The organism is Mucilaginibacter panaciglaebae, from assembly GCF_039539265.1.
GTDB classification, from domain to species: domain Bacteria; phylum Bacteroidota; class Bacteroidia; order Sphingobacteriales; family Sphingobacteriaceae; genus Mucilaginibacter; species Mucilaginibacter panaciglaebae.
Window position 1 is genome coordinate 1 of record NZ_BAABCV010000017.1, and the last position, 17208, is coordinate 17208.

14 protein-coding genes and 1 riboswitch are annotated in these 17208 nt (G+C 44.6%); of the genes, 12 read left to right on the forward strand and 2 right to left on the reverse strand.

Annotated features, from left to right (window positions below; translation table 11 throughout):
• Positions 1-142 precede the first annotated feature (142 nt).
• A complete protein-coding gene (locus tag ABD772_RS17135) occupies positions 143-661 on the reverse strand; it encodes a hypothetical protein (RefSeq protein WP_345107315.1) in 519 nt (172 codons plus the stop codon).
• Positions 662-784: 123 nt separating this feature from the next.
• Between ABD772_RS17135 and ABD772_RS17140 the strand changes: the two genes are divergently transcribed.
• Positions 785-1768 carry a pyruvate dehydrogenase complex E1 component subunit beta gene (locus tag ABD772_RS17140; RefSeq protein ID WP_345107318.1) on the forward strand — a complete coding sequence of 328 codons (984 nt, stop codon included), beginning with the start codon at positions 785-787 and terminating at the stop codon, positions 1766-1768.
• Positions 1769-1966: 198 nt separating this feature from the next.
• Positions 1967-2734, forward strand: a complete 768-nt coding sequence (locus ABD772_RS17145; RefSeq protein ID WP_345107320.1) for a GDSL-type esterase/lipase family protein — start codon at positions 1967-1969, stop codon at positions 2732-2734.
• A gap of 84 nt (positions 2735-2818) precedes the next feature.
• Here ABD772_RS17145 and ABD772_RS17150 read toward each other — a convergent pair whose 3' ends face one another.
• On the reverse strand, positions 2819-3796 hold the full coding sequence (locus ABD772_RS17150; RefSeq protein ID WP_345107323.1) for an alpha/beta fold hydrolase: 978 nt from the start codon (positions 3794-3796) through the stop codon (positions 2819-2821).
• Positions 3797-3906: 110 nt separating this feature from the next.
• Positions 3907-3973, forward strand: a riboswitch (Fluoride riboswitch).
• A gap of 53 nt (positions 3974-4026) precedes the next feature.
• Between ABD772_RS17150 and ABD772_RS17155 the strand changes: the two genes are divergently transcribed.
• The 10 genes from ABD772_RS17155 (at position 4027) to ABD772_RS17200 (ending at position 17143) form a co-directional block, all read left to right on the forward strand.
• A complete protein-coding gene (locus ABD772_RS17155; RefSeq protein ID WP_345107327.1) occupies positions 4027-5415 on the forward strand; it encodes a voltage-gated chloride channel family protein in 1389 nt (462 codons plus the stop codon).
• 150 nt (positions 5416-5565) lie between these two features.
• A complete protein-coding gene (locus ABD772_RS17160) occupies positions 5566-5943 on the forward strand; it encodes a transmembrane 220 family protein (protein WP_345107330.1) in 378 nt (125 codons plus the stop codon).
• A gap of 9 nt (positions 5944-5952) precedes the next feature.
• Complete coding sequence (locus tag ABD772_RS17165; RefSeq protein WP_345107333.1) at positions 5953-6783, forward strand: EboA domain-containing protein; 831 nt, start codon at positions 5953-5955, stop codon at positions 6781-6783.
• A gap of 14 nt (positions 6784-6797) precedes the next feature.
• Complete coding sequence (locus tag ABD772_RS17170; protein WP_345107337.1) at positions 6798-7784, forward strand: TatD family hydrolase; 987 nt, start codon at positions 6798-6800, stop codon at positions 7782-7784.
• A gap of 3 nt (positions 7785-7787) precedes the next feature.
• Positions 7788-8678 (forward strand): UbiA-like protein EboC, encoded by an 891-nt coding sequence (gene eboC / locus ABD772_RS17175; RefSeq protein ID WP_345107340.1) that lies wholly within the window; start codon positions 7788-7790, stop codon positions 8676-8678.
• Between the two features lie 336 nt (positions 8679-9014).
• Complete coding sequence (locus ABD772_RS17180) at positions 9015-10181, forward strand: 3-dehydroquinate synthase (RefSeq protein WP_345107343.1); 1167 nt, start codon at positions 9015-9017, stop codon at positions 10179-10181.
• A 191-nt stretch (positions 10182-10372) separates the two neighbouring features.
• Positions 10373-11578 carry a metabolite traffic protein EboE gene (eboE, locus tag ABD772_RS17185; protein WP_345107346.1) on the forward strand — a complete coding sequence of 402 codons (1206 nt, stop codon included), beginning with the start codon at positions 10373-10375 and terminating at the stop codon, positions 11576-11578.
• Positions 11579-11590: 12 nt separating this feature from the next.
• The gene (locus ABD772_RS17190; protein WP_345107349.1) at positions 11591-12937 is read left to right on the forward strand and encodes an alkaline phosphatase family protein; all 1347 of its coding nucleotides are present in this window, start codon (positions 11591-11593) and stop codon (positions 12935-12937) included.
• Between the two features lie 296 nt (positions 12938-13233).
• Positions 13234-15378: a glycoside hydrolase family 31 protein gene (locus tag ABD772_RS17195; protein WP_345107351.1), complete on the forward strand. Its 2145-nt coding sequence runs from the start codon at positions 13234-13236 to the stop codon at positions 15376-15378.
• A gap of 343 nt (positions 15379-15721) precedes the next feature.
• Entirely contained in the window at positions 15722-17143 is a 1422-nt protein-coding gene (locus ABD772_RS17200) for a glycoside hydrolase family 125 protein (RefSeq protein WP_345107354.1), read from the forward strand.
• The last annotated feature ends 65 nt before the right edge of the window (positions 17144-17208 follow it).

Sequence of the window (17208 nt, forward strand, 5' to 3'; positions counted from 1 at the left end):
AGACCACATTTGGCATTGAACTATCAAACACCTCAAATCGTACATAATAAAAAATCCTTGCCGGTTTTACCCAACAAGGACTATCTTTAACCATTAATTTCTGTCAACCTATTTTAGGACGACTCAAGGTAATCATTTTGAGTTAATTAACTTCGTATATAACCGGTGCCTCTTCATATGCTTCTATCGTAATCATCTTGTTTTTTTTCAGTGTTTCCTGGTACCGATTTAAAATTACTTCGAATTTTATTGGCACATAAAAAGATAGCATTTCTTTTTTAGGAAATAGCCCGCTTTGAATATATCTCGATAAATTTTTAAGACATGTTGAAACGGGAAGGTTAAAGTCGTCGTAGGATGACTTCATGATTCGAAAGCTTAAACTATCGCCGCTAATCACCAATTTAGCTACCACACTGCCATTTACGCCATTATATCTTAATCGTGCGGGATACTTTACGTTGTTATAGATTCTTGGCAATATCTCTTTTTCAAATAATGGCAGGTTGCTGAAAGATTTTTTATCTATAACAAAAGAAGTATCGGCAATAAGCTGCCGATGACTATTATACAAAACTGACTGTTGAGCACAGGCAATGCCCGGTATTAACATAAGTAAATAAGACAATTTTTTGCATCGTTCAGGTTTAAGTTTTAGCAACACAAGATATGAAAATTGAAGTTTGAATTGTAAAAACCCTATGTGTTATATAGGCACAATTGCAAATCACACATTAGTGCTTATATTTGCGCCTGCTAAAGCATCATTTATTTAAACATAACGATGAGAGAAATACAATTCAGAGAAGCGCTTCGCGAAGCAATGCAGGAAGAGATGCGCGCCGACGAAACTATATACCTGATGGGCGAAGAAGTTGCCGAATATAACGGTGCCTACAAAGTAAGCCAGGGTATGTTAGATGAGTTTGGAGCCAAACGAGTTATTGATACGCCGATCTCTGAGTTGGGCTTCGCCGGTATAGGTATCGGTTCGGCCATGAACGGCTTGAAACCGATCATCGAGTTCATGACCTTCAACTTCTCGCTGGTAGCTATAGACCAGGTGATCAACGGCGCTGCCAAGATCATGTCCATGAGTGGTGGTCAGTTTTCGGTGCCTATCGTATTTCGCGGCCCAACCGGTAACGCAGGTATGTTAAGTTCGCAGCATAGCCAGTGCTTTGAAAACTGGTATGCCAACTGCCCCGGCCTGAAAGTAGTTGTACCGTCAAACCCTGCCGACGCCAAAGGTTTATTAAAATCAGCCATTATAGATCCTGATCCGGTGATATTCATGGAGTCAGAATTAATGTATGGCGACAAAGGCGAAGTCCCTGAGGAAACTTATTATATAGAAATTGGTAAAGCCGCCGTAACTAAACAAGGTACTGATGTTACTTTGGTTGGTTTTGGCAAGATCATGAAAGTGGTCAACGCTGCGGCTGCCGAACTTGAAAAAGAAGGCATCAGCGCCGAAGTGATCGACCTGCGCACGGTGCGCCCTATTGATTACGACACCGTGATCAACTCGGTTAAAAAGACCAACCGTTTGGTATTGGTTGAAGAAAGCTGGCCATTAGGCTCTATCGCAACAGAAATTGCCTTTAAAGTACAAAAAGATGCTTTTGATTTCTTAGACGCGCCGATACTGCGTATCATGGGTGGCGACGTTCCGCTGCCTTACGCACCAACCTTGATCCAGGAGTACCTGCCCAATGCGGAACGCGTAATTAAAGCCGTTAAAGAAGTAATGTACGTTACCAGGTAATTTGTAACACCTGATATTTTGAAAGCCTCCTGATTTATCGTGGAGGCTTTTTTTGTTTAAAGATTGTCATTGCGAGCGTAGCGTAGCAATCGCAAGGAAGCAAAGTTCGCGATTGCTACGCTACGCTCGCAATGAACAGTAGCAGCGTTGTAAAATGACAATACTAGTTGTTATCTTGCCTAACCAATTATCATCACCATGAAAATCAACAAGGCATCATTGCTACTTCTGGCATCATTTTTACTAAGCAGCTTTACCATCTTTAAAGACAAACACGATCTTAATATCGTCTTTATCGGCGACAGCATCACTTACGGTGCAGGCCTGCCTGACAGAAACACCCAGGCACCACCGGCAATCTGTGCCAGCTATCTGCGTACAGAGGGCCGCTTTGGCAATGTTGATTTTTCAAACCAGGGACACAGCGGTTATACCACACTTGATTGGCTGCCCGGAACCCCCGCTTTTGTAAAAGCGGAAGCAGCTGCCAAAGCGTTTACCAACCAAAACGCCCAATTGATATTTTCGATCAAGATTGGTACCAACGACAGCGCCATGAAAGGTACCCACGGCGCCCCGGTAGCCCTTGCAGACTATCGCACAAACCTGAAAGTTATTATCGATCAGTTATTAAAAGATTTTCCCGGTTGCAAAGTGATCATTCAGCATCCAATATGGTATAGCCCGAATACCTACAATGGCTCCATGTATCTACAGGAAGGCTTAACCCGCCTGGAAAGTTACATTCCGGCAATAGACGATTTGGTGAAAACCTATAAAGAGACTAATCCGAAACAGGTTTTTGTAGGTGACACCAAAGCGTTCAACTATTTTAAAAAAAACGCAGAGACCGATTTGCAGCATGAAAACGGGCATCAGGGTGTTTTCTACCTGCATCCTAATCCAAAAGGTGCAGTTGTTTTAGGCGAATACTGGGGTAAGGCGATTGCAAAGGTGATGAGGTAGGCCCATTTGTCATCCTGAGCAATAACGAAGGATCTGCCAAGTGCGTATAAGACTCTTTGTATCGTTCCGAATGACAATCTGATATCACATCTCCTTCGACAACGCCTCCAGGAACCTTCCTGCAACTTCAATATGCGGAATATGTTTACAATGGTCAAACTCTACCAATTTACAGTTTGGTATTTTATGGGCGGTTTGAGGCCCTAAAACTTTGTATTGGCCATGCTTCGCTTTTTCATCAGCACTCAACAATGCCTTTCCGACAATGGTATTATCTTCCTTGCCAATAAACAACACTGCCGGCACTTTAATTCTGCCAAACTCATAACAAACCGGCTGCTCGTAGATCATTGCATGAGTAAGTGCTGCAACCTTGGCATAACGGGCAAAATTGCGGCTTTTGCCCGGGCCTGATGCTATATTGACCAAATAGTCATAGTCAGGTTTCCACGTTGTAAAATAAGATCCGCTGTAGTATTTCTTTATGCTTTGATAGTTGGCTTTTAATTCGGTTTGATATTCCTGATCTATGTTGACATAAGGCACAAATGTTCTGTAGTCTTCTAAGCCGATAGGGTCTTCCAACAGAAGTTTATCTACGACATTGGGATACATCAGTGTAAAACGTGTAGCCAGCATGCCGCCCATGGAATGTCCCATGAGGGTAATATGTACTATGCCTAACCGGCCAAGCAATTGCTTATTAAACTGCGCCAGCAAATGAAAGCTGTAGTGGATCAGTGATTTGTCCGATTTGCCAAACCCTACCTGATCGGGCACTACCACCCTGTAACCTTTTGCTGAAAGGGCTTTGATGACGTTGGTCCAGTAATAACCGCCAAAGTTTTTGCCATGAAAAAGCATTATCGTCTTGCCATTAGGTTTTGCCGGCTTAACATCCATATACGCCATGCGGATGTTTTGCCCTTCGGCCTTAACCATCAAAAAATTAACGGGATAGGGATATTTTAAATTACTTAAAGTAATGGATAAGCTGTCCTGTGCCGAACTGTTTAGTATCCCTGCAAAAAAGGTCGTTATAATTAAAACTAATCGCTTCATATTTCAACTACAGTCCCGCTGGCTAATGGTTTTGGCTGTCTGGCTATAAAAAATTTATAATGCAGCCCCTCGATGCTCTAACTAAGGCTGAAATCATTAACTTTGGCGTATATTAAAACGGAAATGGTGTCTTCCGCAATCAAACCGCTCTCCGGGGCTGATGGCGCCTGCAAAAACTGAGATAAATGGGCAGTAATAAGCTGCTGCGTTTTATTTTTGTAGGATATATCATGAGAAACAAACTTTTTAAGTCTACCCAATTTCTTACCCTTAGGCATTTAATCCGTTGGACGACGATCACCGTGCCCATTGCTTTTGTAATAGGCTCGATGATTGCGCTATTTTTGTGGTTGCTTAACCTGGCAATTACTTTTCGCTTTGCTCATCAGTGGATACTTTACTTCTTGCCACTGGCCGGTATCGCCATATATTTTTCTTATAAATGGTGGGGCAGTAACGCAGCAGGAGGTAATAACCTCATTATGGACGAGATCCACAATCCGGGTGGCGGCGTGCCCAAAAGCATGGCTCCGCTAATTTTGATTACCACCGTCGTTACTCAGTTATTCGGCGGTTCTGTCGGGCGCGAAGGCTCGGCAGTGCAAATTGGCGGCAGTTTGGCGCAAATGTTCAGTAAAATATTCAGATTGAATACAGAAGATAACCGCGTGATTTTGACCGCTGGCATTGCCGCCGGTTTCGGCGCTGTATTCGGTACCCCGTTAACGGGCGCTATTTTCGCTATGGAGGTTTTAACTGTTGGTCGCATACAGTATACCGCTTTAATACCGTGTCTGGTTGCCGCTATAGTTGGCGACGTAACCGTGCTGTCTTGGGGTGTGCATCACGAAACTTATCATATTGCTATAGTACCGCAGGGCGTCAATATCCTGTCAGCTTATTTGCCATTAGATGTGGTGTTGCTGTCGAAAGTTATTGTTGCATCTATAGCTTTCGGTTTGTCAAGCTATTTGTTTGCCGAGGCTGTTCATGGCGTTAAATCAGTCTTTAACCGTTTTTTCGGACAAAAGTGGCTTATTCCTTTTATGGGCGGCTTGGTCGTTATTTGCCTTACTTTAATTATTGGCAAACCCGACTACCTGGGTTTAGGTGTCAGGGCTCCTTATCCCGGAGCCATCACTATATCGTCTGCGTTTAATTCGGGCGGGGCGCACCCGATGAGTTGGCTATGGAAAACTATATATACCACCATTACTTTAGGTACCGGGTTTAAAGGTGGCGAGGTGACACCATTGTTCTATATCGGCTCTACGCTGGGCAATACCTTATCAACGCTAATGAATGCCCCGGTTAGTTTATTCGCAGCACTAGGCTTTATCGCTGTATTTGCGGGGGCAACCAATACCCCATTAGCCAGCACCGTCATGGGTATTGAGCTATTTGGCAGCGAATATGCTTTGTTTTTTGCAGTGGCTTGTTTTACAGCGTACCTGTTCAGCGGCGAGTCGGGCATTTACAGTTCACAACGCATTGCAGTGCCTAAGATTTTTGACGACGAGGACGACCCCATTGAAAGCATTGCCGAGGCAGAACATCGGCGCCAGAAATATGTGCGCAAGAAGATCGCTAAATATCGCATCAACCGAAAGAAAGAATAGCGGATATCCAACCGGTTAGCGCGTAATTGCTTTTTTACAAAAGCTTTGCATTTTATTGGCATAATTAGCCGTTAGTACTGTAATTTTACAAATTGTGGCGATAGTCATAGATTGTCACTCAAACCTGTTATATCTTTATAAACATAAACCATGATTGCTTTCATTATTATAAATGTGATCTTCTGCCTGTCGTTCCTGGTATTTGCTTACTTGAATTTGAATGATATCGACTGGTATCTGTGGGTGCCTATCTATGTAGCCGTTGCGGCCTGCTGCGGCCTGGCTTGTTTCGGTATGTATTACCCGAAAGTATACCTTGGGCTAACCGCTTTTTACCTGATCTATGCCGTCAAACTTTTCTTCGAAAAAGATGGTGTGCGCGACTGGATAGTTAAATACCGCAGCCCAAGCCTGGTTGAAACCATGCAGGCCGAAAAGCCATTCATCGAAAACACCCGTGAATTTTTCGGTTTGTTGATCATATCGGCAGCGCTGATCATCGACTATTTTGTGGTGATTCACGTTTAATAACTGGCCATGTCAGACATCAGATCTACCATAAAACAAATACTGCAGGCCAACACTTCTCCTGATGTCTTTGGCTGGATAGAAGAAGACCGCCCGCTCAATAATGCGTTCATGCTGCTGCCACGCAAAACCGGTAAAGCGCCGTTAAAACTTATCGCCGGGCAAAGTGAGGCAATCAGCACAGCCATGCCGGGTTTTTCTGTGGATGCCTGGACGGTCGATCATCTGGGCCGCGCTTATCTGCTGATGAACCTGGACAGTTCAAATAAAGAAGAATATTTCCGTAAGATAGAAAGCCTGTTCATGGCCGCCGAGATGAGTGAGCAGGTAGCACTGTATTCGAGCTTACCGTTGCTGGCGCATCCAGAACTTTGGGTTAAGCGCTGTTCTGAAGGTATCCGCAGCAATATCGGTATTGTATTAGAGGCCATTATGTATAACAACCCTTATCCATCACAAAATCTGGATCAGGCTGCCTGGAACCAATTGGTGCTGAAGGCATTTTTTACTGATAAGGACATTAACAACATCGTTGGTATTGATGCACGGGTTAATAAGGACCTGGCTTACATCATCAGCGACTACGCCCACGAACGCTGGGCCGCAGGCCGCGAGTTAAACCCTAATATGTGGCGCCTGGTTGGCCCATTTATTGACGAGAAATTATTTGAGGATATTAAACGCCTGTTCGACGATGGCAAGCTTACTGATCGCCGGGCTGGTGCGCTGGCCATTGCTGCCTCAAACTACGCGCCTGCACGAGCGTTACTAAATAATTACCCTGAGCTTGAAAAAGCTATAGAAAAAAAGAACTTAAGCTGGAATACTATCGCCGGCTAAAAATAGAGAAAGATATGTGTTGTACCCATTCGTTTGATGAAGCTAAGAATGAACCGCTTTCGCCGCCGGTAAGTCTGGACGGTATAAAAGGCATGAAGTTTTTTGATCCGCACGTGCACATGACCTCGCGGACTACCGACGACTACCAGGCTATGGCCGACGCCGGTGTGGTGGCACTAATTGAGCCTGCCTTCTGGCTGGGCCAGCCGCGCACGGGTATAGACAGCTTTCGCGATTATTACAGTAGTTTGGTAGGCTGGGAGCGCTTTCGTTCGTCGCAGTTTGGTATTAAGCATTATTGCACCATCGGTCTTAACAGTCGCGAGGCCAATAATGAAGCCTTAGCCGAGCAGGTTATGGAAATGCTGCCGCTATTTATCTACAAAGAAGGTGTAGTAGGCATTGGCGAGATTGGTTTTGACGATCAAACCGCCGCCGAAGAAAAATATTACCGGCTGCAATTGGAGCTGGCCAAAGAGGCGGGCCTGCCGGTACAGATCCACACCCCGCACCGTGATAAAAAAGGCGGCACCCGCCGAAGTATGGATATCGCTTTAGAGCATGGACTTGACCCCTGCAAAGTCATCGTCGACCACAATAATGAAGAGACTGTTAAAGAGGTGTTGGACCGTGGTTTCTGGGCAGCGTTCACCATTTATCCATTTACCAAAATGGGTAACGAACGTATGGTGGAGGTAGCTAAACAATACGGCTCAGAACGTATCATGGTTAACTCGGCTGCCGACTGGGGTATCAGCGATCCGCTGGCTGTACCAAAAACTGCAGCGCTGATGAAGATCCGCGGTATCAGTGATGCCGATATTGAGTTGATCACTTATCGTAATGCTATTACGGCCTTTGCGCAAAGCGGGCAGATTGATGAGGCCGATTTTTCGGCAGTAAGCGGCGCTATTGATCAGAGCCAGAAATTTGAAGGTAATACTGTTTTGCGCGGCGGTCAGCAGCCACGTATTGATAAATCGTCCATCATCATCAGCTAAACTATGGCACGTAAATTAACCGTTTATTTAAGGCTCATGCGCCCGGCTAATATCGTCACCTCGGTGGCCGATGTGCTGGCGGGCATTGCCATCGCCGGTTATTTTTACCACCTTAATTTTAATACCACCAGTTTTTACCCGGTAGTACTGCTTTGCCTGTCTACCATGGGCCTGTATGGCGGTGGTATTGTTTTTAACGATGTGTTTGACGCCGAACTCGACAAAGTTGAACGCCCTGAACGTGCCATCCCAAGCGGAGCGGTTACTTTGCGCGAAGCCACTTTTCTGGGCGCCTTTTTATTATTATGGGGCATAGGTTTTGCTTTTTCTTACAGTAACCACGCAGGAGCTTTAGCTGTCGCGATAGCTTTTTTTGCACTGTTATATAATAAAGTAAGTAAGCATTATTCTTTTGTCGGCCCGCTGAATATGGGAATATGCCGGGGATTGAATTTACTATTGGGCATCAGCATTTCAGTGCCTATGCTCACCGAGTTTTATTATCTGGCAATTTTTCCGGTCATTTATATATTCTCCATCACCATGATAAGCCAGGGCGAAGTGCATGGCGGCAACAAGCGCAATCTGTATATTGGTGGCGTATTGTACGCAATTGTTATCTGCGCGATAGCTTATTATGCAATTGCACAGGGTAAATCAGAAACATTTATCGTGTTGCTCCCTTTTATCTGGCTCATCTATCGGCCCCTGGCTAATGCAATCAAAGATCCCATAGGCCCTAATATTGGCAGGGCTGTCAAAGCCGGCGTCATCAACCTGATACTCATGGATGCTGCCTGGGCTGCGGCTTTTGGTGCCATGTGGGCAGCATTGTTTATTGTTTGTTTGTTGCCGGTGTCAATACGGTTTGCTAAAGTTTTTGCGGTAACATAATTACAAAGGTAGAGACACCATGCTTTGTGTCTCTAATATTCCGGGTCTCTAATGCGTCATCCTGCACCAAGACGATATGCATCGCGTCTCTACAAAGGTTATTTAGACATTCTGCAGGAAGGCCAGGATTTCTCATCTCATATTATTGACCGCTTGTAGAGACGCGATACTTCGCGTCTCAAACTTCGCGTCTAAAATCATACGTTTAATTTTACACCAGCACGGAGACGCAAGGTGTTGCGGCTCTACATATTCTCTCTATGTTGTCAATATTTCCGTCAAATTTTTGATATCTAACCTGATTTAAATTAATGTTTTAGATATTCGCTTTTTGATATGGAATATTTACAGCAGTCGTTTAGTGTGAGGTTTGAGTACAAGACCTTTTTTACTTCAGGTCTTTTTGAGTTGTCAAACACCGGTTTCAATGATTTTATTGCGGCAGATTCAACGTCGGCCTCCATAAAAAAGATCTTGTTTGTGGTTGATCAGGATGTGCTGAAGGCTAAACCTGAGCTGGCTGATAAAATACGTCGCTATTTTGCTATTCATAAAGCTGCGCAGCTCATCCCCGAGATTGTACAAATGCCGGGCGGCGAGATAGTAAAAAACGACGAAAGTCATTTTAGCAAAGTACTGGACATCATCAATAAACACGCTATCGACCGTCACAGCTATGTAGCTGCTATAGGTGGGGGCTCAATACTGGATATGGTGGGTTATGCCTCGGCGGTGGCGCATCGCGGTGTAAAACATATCCGCATACCCACTACCGTCCTGTCGCAAAACGACTCTGGTGTAGGTGTAAAAAACAGTATCAATTATTTCGGCAAAAAGAATTTCCTTGGGACGTTCGTTCCGCCGGTAGCTGTTTTTAACGACGACCAGTTTCTGTTGACCTTGAGCGATCGCGATTATCGTTCAGGCATTGCCGAAGCTATTAAAGTGTCGCTAATTAAAGATGCCACATTTTTCGAGTGGCTGGAAAGCAATGCGGAGGCGCTGGTAGCCCGCGACATGCCGACCATGAAATACCTGATCAAACGCTGCGCCGAGCTGCATTTAAATCATATTGCAAGCCTTGACCCGTTTGAAAAGGGATCATCACGTCCGCTGGACTTCGGGCATTGGAGCGCGCATAAACTGGAGCAGCTAACTAATTTCAAAGTGCTTCATGGCGAAGCCGTAGCAATGGGCATTGCGCTGGATACGGTTTATTCAAGTCTGGCGGGCCGGATATCTGCCGAAGAAAGCAACCGGGTAGTTAATTTAATAAAGAAAATAGGGTTTGAGATCACGCACCCGTTGTTAGAGATTACCGGCGACGACAGCCCGATATTAATAGGGTTGCAGGAATTTCGCGAGCACCTGGGGGGCGAATTAACCATCATGCTGTTGGAGCGCATTGGTGTTGGTGTTGAAGTGCACGAAATGAACCCGCAGCTGATTAAAAAGGCAAGCGAGCTTTTAAAGAATGAGCACACTGCGTTAAGTGCAGTTTAAAATATATTTCTGAAATATGTCATTTCGAGTGAAAACGAGAAATCTATACACATGCATTTAAGATATGCTTAGCGTGTGTATAGATTTCTCCCTTTGGTCGAAATGACAGAGTCTATTAGCGTTACGCTACCATTTATAAAAACCCAATGACTGCATTACCAATTAGCAGCCATTAACCAACAAATTGTTGCATGCAAACATCGACCGGACATCTAACTTATTGTACCAACATTCATCCCGGCGAAACCTGGCCGTCGCATTTTGCCGCGCTGAAACAGAATTTTCCGGCGATAAAGCAGCAATTATCGCCCGATGCACCGATGGGTATCGGCCTGCGGTTATCCAATGTTGCGAGCCTTGAGCTGGAGCCATCAGCAAACCTGGCCGGGTTTAAACAATGGCTTGCAGAAAACGATGCCTATGTGTTTACGATGAACGGCTTTCCATACGGCGAGTTCCATGATACAGTGGTGAAAGACCAGGTACATGCACCCGACTGGACAACCGCGTTACGCGTTGACTACACCCTGCGGATGTTCCGTATTTTGGCGGAGCTGCTGCCAAAAGGCATGGACGGAGGAATATCGACTTCGCCGCTGAGCTATAGGCATTGGCATAAAACCCAAGAACAATTACAGGAAGCCACGGCTATCGCCACACAAAATATCTTACAGGTTGCCGCCCAACTAATCAGGCAGTACCGCGAAGCCGGCGTTATCATGCACCTGGACATCGAACCCGAACCTGACGGCATACTGGAAACCGGCGCGGAATTTATTAAATGGTATGAGGATGTTTTATTGCCGGAGGGGCGCAATGTCATAGCCAAACAATTCGATATTTCTGCCGACGAAGCGGAGCACCTGATCAAGCAGCATATCAATTTATGTTACGATGTGTGCCATTTTGCAATAGGTTATGAACCGCATGAGCGGGTTATTGAAGAGCTGGCCCAAAAAAGGCTTAAAACAGGTAAGATACAGATCAGCGCCGCATTGAAAGCCACCCTGCCGCACGACGTTGATGAGCGCGGTGAGCTTAGGGCCGCTTTCAGCCGGTTTAATGAGTCGACCTATCTGCATCAGGTAGTGGCCAAAAAAGCCGATGGCCAATTCATCCGCTACCCCGATCTGCCCGAGGCTTTACGCGACATTGAAAATCCGCTGGTTGAGCAGTGGCGCGCGCATTTTCATGTACCAATATTTATTGAAGATTATGGCCCGGTGCAATCAACACAAGCCGACATCGTTAAAGTGTTAGATATTCAAAAAGCAAAAGGGTTTACCGGCCATTTAGAGGTAGAAACCTATACCTGGGGCGTTTTACCCGATGAAAAGAAACTACCTATTAATGATTCAATTGTGCGCGAGCTGAATTGGGTTAAAGATCAATTATAAATCAGAATAGTTATGAAGAAAACGGTTGTAATAGATGTTGTCGGCTTATCAAAATCGGTAATTGGCGAGCATACGCCGTTCTTGCAAAAATATATCGCCGACAGGCATATCACTACCATTGAACCGGTATTGCCGGCGGTAACTACTTCGGTGCAATCCACCTATTTAACCGGAAAATGGCCGGCGGAAAATGGCATTGTCGGCAATGGCTGGTATGATCGTGCGGACTCGGAAGTTAAATTTTGGAAACAATCCAATAAACTCGTTGCCGGCGAAAAAATATGGGATAAGGCTAAAAAAGAAGATCCGTCTTTTACCAGCGCCAATATGTTCTGGTGGTACAATATGTATTCGAGTGCCGATTATTCGGTGACCCCTCGTCCGCAATATTTAGCCGATGGCCGTAAGATGCCCGATTGTTATTCGCAACCTGCCGAACTGAGAGATATCCTGCAGGAAAAGCTGGGGCAATTTCCGCTGTTCCAATTCTGGGGGCCGGGCGCCAGCATCAAATCAACGCAATGGATTGCCGATGCGTCGATGATCAATGACGATCTGCATAACCCCACCTTAACCACCATTTACCTGCCGCATTTAGATTACTGCCTGCAAAAGTTTGGGCCGGATTTTTCAAGGATCAGCAAAGAACTGATGGAGATTGACCAGGTAGTTGAACAGCTGGTCAACTTTTATAAAAAGAAAGATGCCAGGATCATCATCCTGTCTGAATATGGCATAGCGCCGGTAAGCAACCCGATACACTTAAACCGCTTATTCCGCGAAAACGACTTGTTGCAAATACGTGTTGAGCGCGGACTGGAACTCCTGGATGCAGGCGCCTCAAAAGCGTTTGCCGTAGCCGATCATCAGCTAGCGCACATCTATATCAATGATCCGTCTGTAACTGAAAAGGTAACTGCATTGCTAAAAAATATGAAAGGGGTTGAACTGATATTAGATCGGGAAGCACAAAAACGCTATCATATAGCGCATGAGCGCGCAGGCGATATAGTAGTTGTGGCTGATGAAAAAAGCTGGTTTACTTACTATTTCTGGCTGGACGACGCCGTAGCGCCTGATTATGCCCGCTGCGTTGATATTCACAAAAAGCCCGGTTATGACCCGGTCGAAATGTTTATGACGTCAAAAGTCCGGGCAGCTTATAAGCTGGCCCGTAAGCTGACCGGTTTCAGGTACGTAATGGACGTGATACCGTTAGATGCTACGCTCATCAAAGGCTCGCACGGCCGCACCAATATTGCTGACGAATATAAAGCGGTATTGATCACTGACGCTGCCGAGAGTAATATGCAGCCTACGGATGTGTTTAATATTATCTGGAAGAGTTTGAAAAAGTGACCAACACGGGGTGTTTCACTTCTATTTTTCCAAATCAAATAAAAAACGGGTTAAATAATTGCATATCAATTATTTAACCCGTTTTACTTAAAGCTCTGCTACTGTTTCAAAGTGTTTCACCCTGTTTTCGTAATCAACTCATTTGTAATTACTTAAGTACAAAAAGTGTTTCAACTGTTTCAAAGTGTTTCACTTTTTAGTGAAACACTTGCAGCCGATAACCAGATGGTAATGCGATTGCATTAGTTTGTTTATTGAGGTAATCTGCTGTAACTTACGGCTCCAATTATAACATCATGATTCGTAAGTTCTCTATCCAAATTATAGCCTTGGCCGTGTGCTTTACTACTGCGGCAAATGCACAGCAGATCAAAGAAACGGCCCCTGGCGTTACGCGCGTAACTGTTGGCGAAGTTGACCAGTTCTCGCCCTACAACTTGTTGCAAGAGAAGCCCAGGATTGAGGCCATGAACAAGCTGCCGGCGGTTGAAATAAGCGTCGATCCTAAAAGCATCCGTGTCGAGATCAACGCGCGGGGTGCAGTAGTACATATCCCGTTAGGAAATAGTGAAGAGTTATATGGCTTTGGTTTGCAGATGAACTCTTTCAGACAGCGCGGCCTGCGCAGACGCCCGATAGTGAATGATAACCCGCTAAATGATCTGGGTTATACTCATGCGCCTACTACATTTTACCTTTCTACTAAGGGTTATGGCATTTTCATCAATACGTCGCGGTACACCACCTTTTATTGCGGCACCCATAAACAGGTCAAGGGCGATAAGAATGTCAACACCGGTGCCGGCAATAGCTCAGCTCTTTCGGTGGCCGATTTGTATAATAAATCTAATACGCAGTCGGGCGAGGTGATCGTGGATATTCCCGGTGCCAAAGGGGGCGACGTCTTCATATTTAACGGCCCGACGTTAAAGAACGCCTTGCAGCGCTATAACCTGTTTGCTGGTGGCGGATGTTTGCCTGCCATGTGGGGATTGGGTATACAATACCGCATGAAAGCCGACAGCAAGCAAGCGGACGTTTACAAAATGGCCGCATACTTCCGCGATAACCACATGCCGGTTGATGTGTTTGGCCTGGAGCCTAAATGGCAGACCGCTTCCTATTCGTGCTCGTATGTTTGGAGCCCCGAATATTTTCCGGCCCCTCAGGAACTTATTGACAGAATGAAAGCCGAAGGTATTAAACTGAATTTATGGGAGCATGCCTATACGTCGCCGGCCTCGCCGATCTATGGTGCTTTAGCAAGCGCTGCCGGTGATTATAAAGTCTGGAACGGACTGGTGCCCGATTTTGCAGGCAAGGAAGCTCGCAAAATCTTTGCTGACTACCATCAAAAAACTTTTGTAGATAAAGGAGTATCAGCATTCAAAATGGATGAGTGCGATAACTCAAATATTGCAACGGGTAATGCGGTTTGGGCCTTCCCTGAGCTATCCCAGTTTCCGTCGGGAATAGACGGTGAGCAAATGCATCAGGAGTTTGGTGTACTGTATTTTCAGACAATGTATGGCAACTATAAGCGGTCGAACAAACGGTCATATTTTGATATACGATCGCTCAATGGGTTTGCTTCGTCGTTTCCGGCCGCTTTATATAGCGACACTTATGTGCATAAAGAATACATCCGGATGATCAGTAATGCCGGGTTTTCAGGCTTGCTGTGGTCGCCTGAAGTCAGGGAGTCGTCGTCTGTAACCGAGCTATGTCGCAGGACACAAACATCAATATTGTCGTCGCAAACGGTGTTTGACAGTTGGTATTTGAAAAGCCCGCCCTGGCTACAGTATGACCGCGATAAAAACAACCGGGGCGAAATGTTACCCAATGCCAAAGAAGTAGAAGGTAAAATCCGCAGGTTATTGAATTTTAGAATGAGCTTTATCCCTTACCTGTATTCGGCGTTTGCCAAATATAACCAGGAAGGTGTGCCGCCTTTTAGGGCATTAGTGGCGGATTACCCTGATGATAAGGCTACTTATAATGCATGGGACGAATACATGATTGGCGACAACGTTTTGGCGGCACCGCTTGTGGACAGCGCATCGTCAAGAAAGGTATACCTTCCTCAAGGTAATTGGTATGATTATAATACAAACAAAATTTATGCGGGCGGACGAAGTTATACTATAGAGACCGGTTTGGATCAAATACCGATTTTCATCAAGGAAGGGACAATATTACCTCTGGCCAAACCTTTAGAACATGTAGAACCTAATACTAAGTTTGAAATTACTTGTTACGTGTATGGCGCTAATCCCCAGCCGACTGAACTATTTGAAGATGACGGTGTAACCTTTGATTTTGAAAAAGGGATCTCCAATACGGTAATCATAAACTGGCAAAATGGGAAGGGTAAAGTAAGCCGAAAAGGCAATCTTAAAAAGCCGCGGTTTGCCGTTATAAAATGGATAAAAATTTAATAGTAATTCGGGATTAAAATGAGCAGACGAAATCCTTTTTAAAGAAGAGCAAATAAATTTTCACAAATGAAGTAGGAAAATAATGTAAGGCCACAATTAAAGAAGTTGAAAATAAAGAAATTGCCCGGGCGTAGTTGATGCTATTTTAACTGTTGGCGCTATGTAGCCTAAATATAATTTGGTTAAGTGCTTTAAAGTTTTTAGTATTGAAGGGGTTTTAGCTGGCATCAGCCAAAAATCCTCACAAAAGTGATAACCCATAGATCTATTAATAAATAGCAGATAGCGGTTTACTAAAACTAGCAGGAGTATCCATTTGAGCAAGCTTCAATATAACAATAATATGCAAAGAAGAACTTTTATTAAAAACGGCGGTTTGTTAGGCGCTACCTTGGTCCTTACCAAAATACCTTCATTCGCTGCGAATGCTGCTGACGCAGCTTACCCGGTGGTTAGAACCGCTAAAAGAAATTTTACCAGCAGCGCAATTGAGAACGCTATAGCCGAGTTTAGCAAAAATGTAAAAGATAAAGAGTTGGCTTGGTTATTTAATAACTGCTTTCCTAATACTTTAGATACCACGGTGACTTTTACAGAGAAAGGCGGAAAACCCGACACTTATGTAATTACCGGAGATATTGATGCTATGTGGCTACGCGACAGCAGTGCCCAGGTATATCCTTACATGCACTTTATTAAACAAGATAAAAAGTTACAACAGCTTGTGGCGGGCGTCATCAATCATCAGGTTACTTGTGTGTTGAAAGATCCTTATGCAAATGCGTTTTATGACGATCCTAATAAAGTGGGCGAATGGGCGCATGATCAAACTAAAATGCAACCAGGTATACATGAGCGAAAATGGGAAATTGATTCCTTATGCTATCCAATTCGCTTAGCTTATAGGTATTGGAAGGTAACGGGTGATACAACTCCTTTTGATGCCAAATGGAAATCGGCGATTGAATTAACTTTGAAAACGTTTAAAGAGCAGCAGCGTAAAACCAGCCAGGGGCCATACAGTTTTCAACGGAAAACAGCCTGGGCTACTGACGGTGTGCCAATGAATGGTTACGGCTATCCGGTCAAACCAAATGGCCTGATTTGCTCAGCTTTTCGCCCAAGTGACGACGCTACTATTTTCATGTATTTGGTGCCGTCAAACTTCTTTGCTGTAGTTAGCTTAAAACAGGCTGCAGAAATGATAAGCGCAATAACTAAAGACCTCAAATTGGCAGCTGAACTTAAGGCGCTGGCTTTGGAGGTTGAAAACGCTTTAAAGAAAACTGCCATCATAACTCATCCGGTTTATGGTAAAATATATGCCTATGAGGTTAATGGATTTGGCAGTTATAACCTAATGGACGACGCTAATGTGCCAAGTTTGCTCGGGTTGCCTTATTTAGATGCCGTGTCGGTAAACGACCCAATTTACCAAAATACCCGTCGTTTATTGTTATCGTCTGATAATCCTTTCTTCTTTAAAGGTAAAGCAGGCGAAGGGATAGGCGGGCCTCACGCGGGTAAAGATATGATTTGGCCATTAGGAATCATTATGCGTGGGTTAACGAGCAAGAGCGATGCCGAGATAAAAAAATGTATCGCTTTGTTAAAAAACAGCAATGCAGGTACCGGGTTCATGCATGAGTCATTTCATAAAGATGACGTCAAACACTTCAGTCGTGCGTGGTTTGCCTGGGCAAATACGCTGTTTGGCGAGTTTTTGTGGGAGACCTATAAAAGCAAGCCTCAATTACTAGCTTAACAGGTCAATCGAAATATAATAATGGCTGCCGTGGACACCGGCAGCCATTATTTTTTAATTTTATT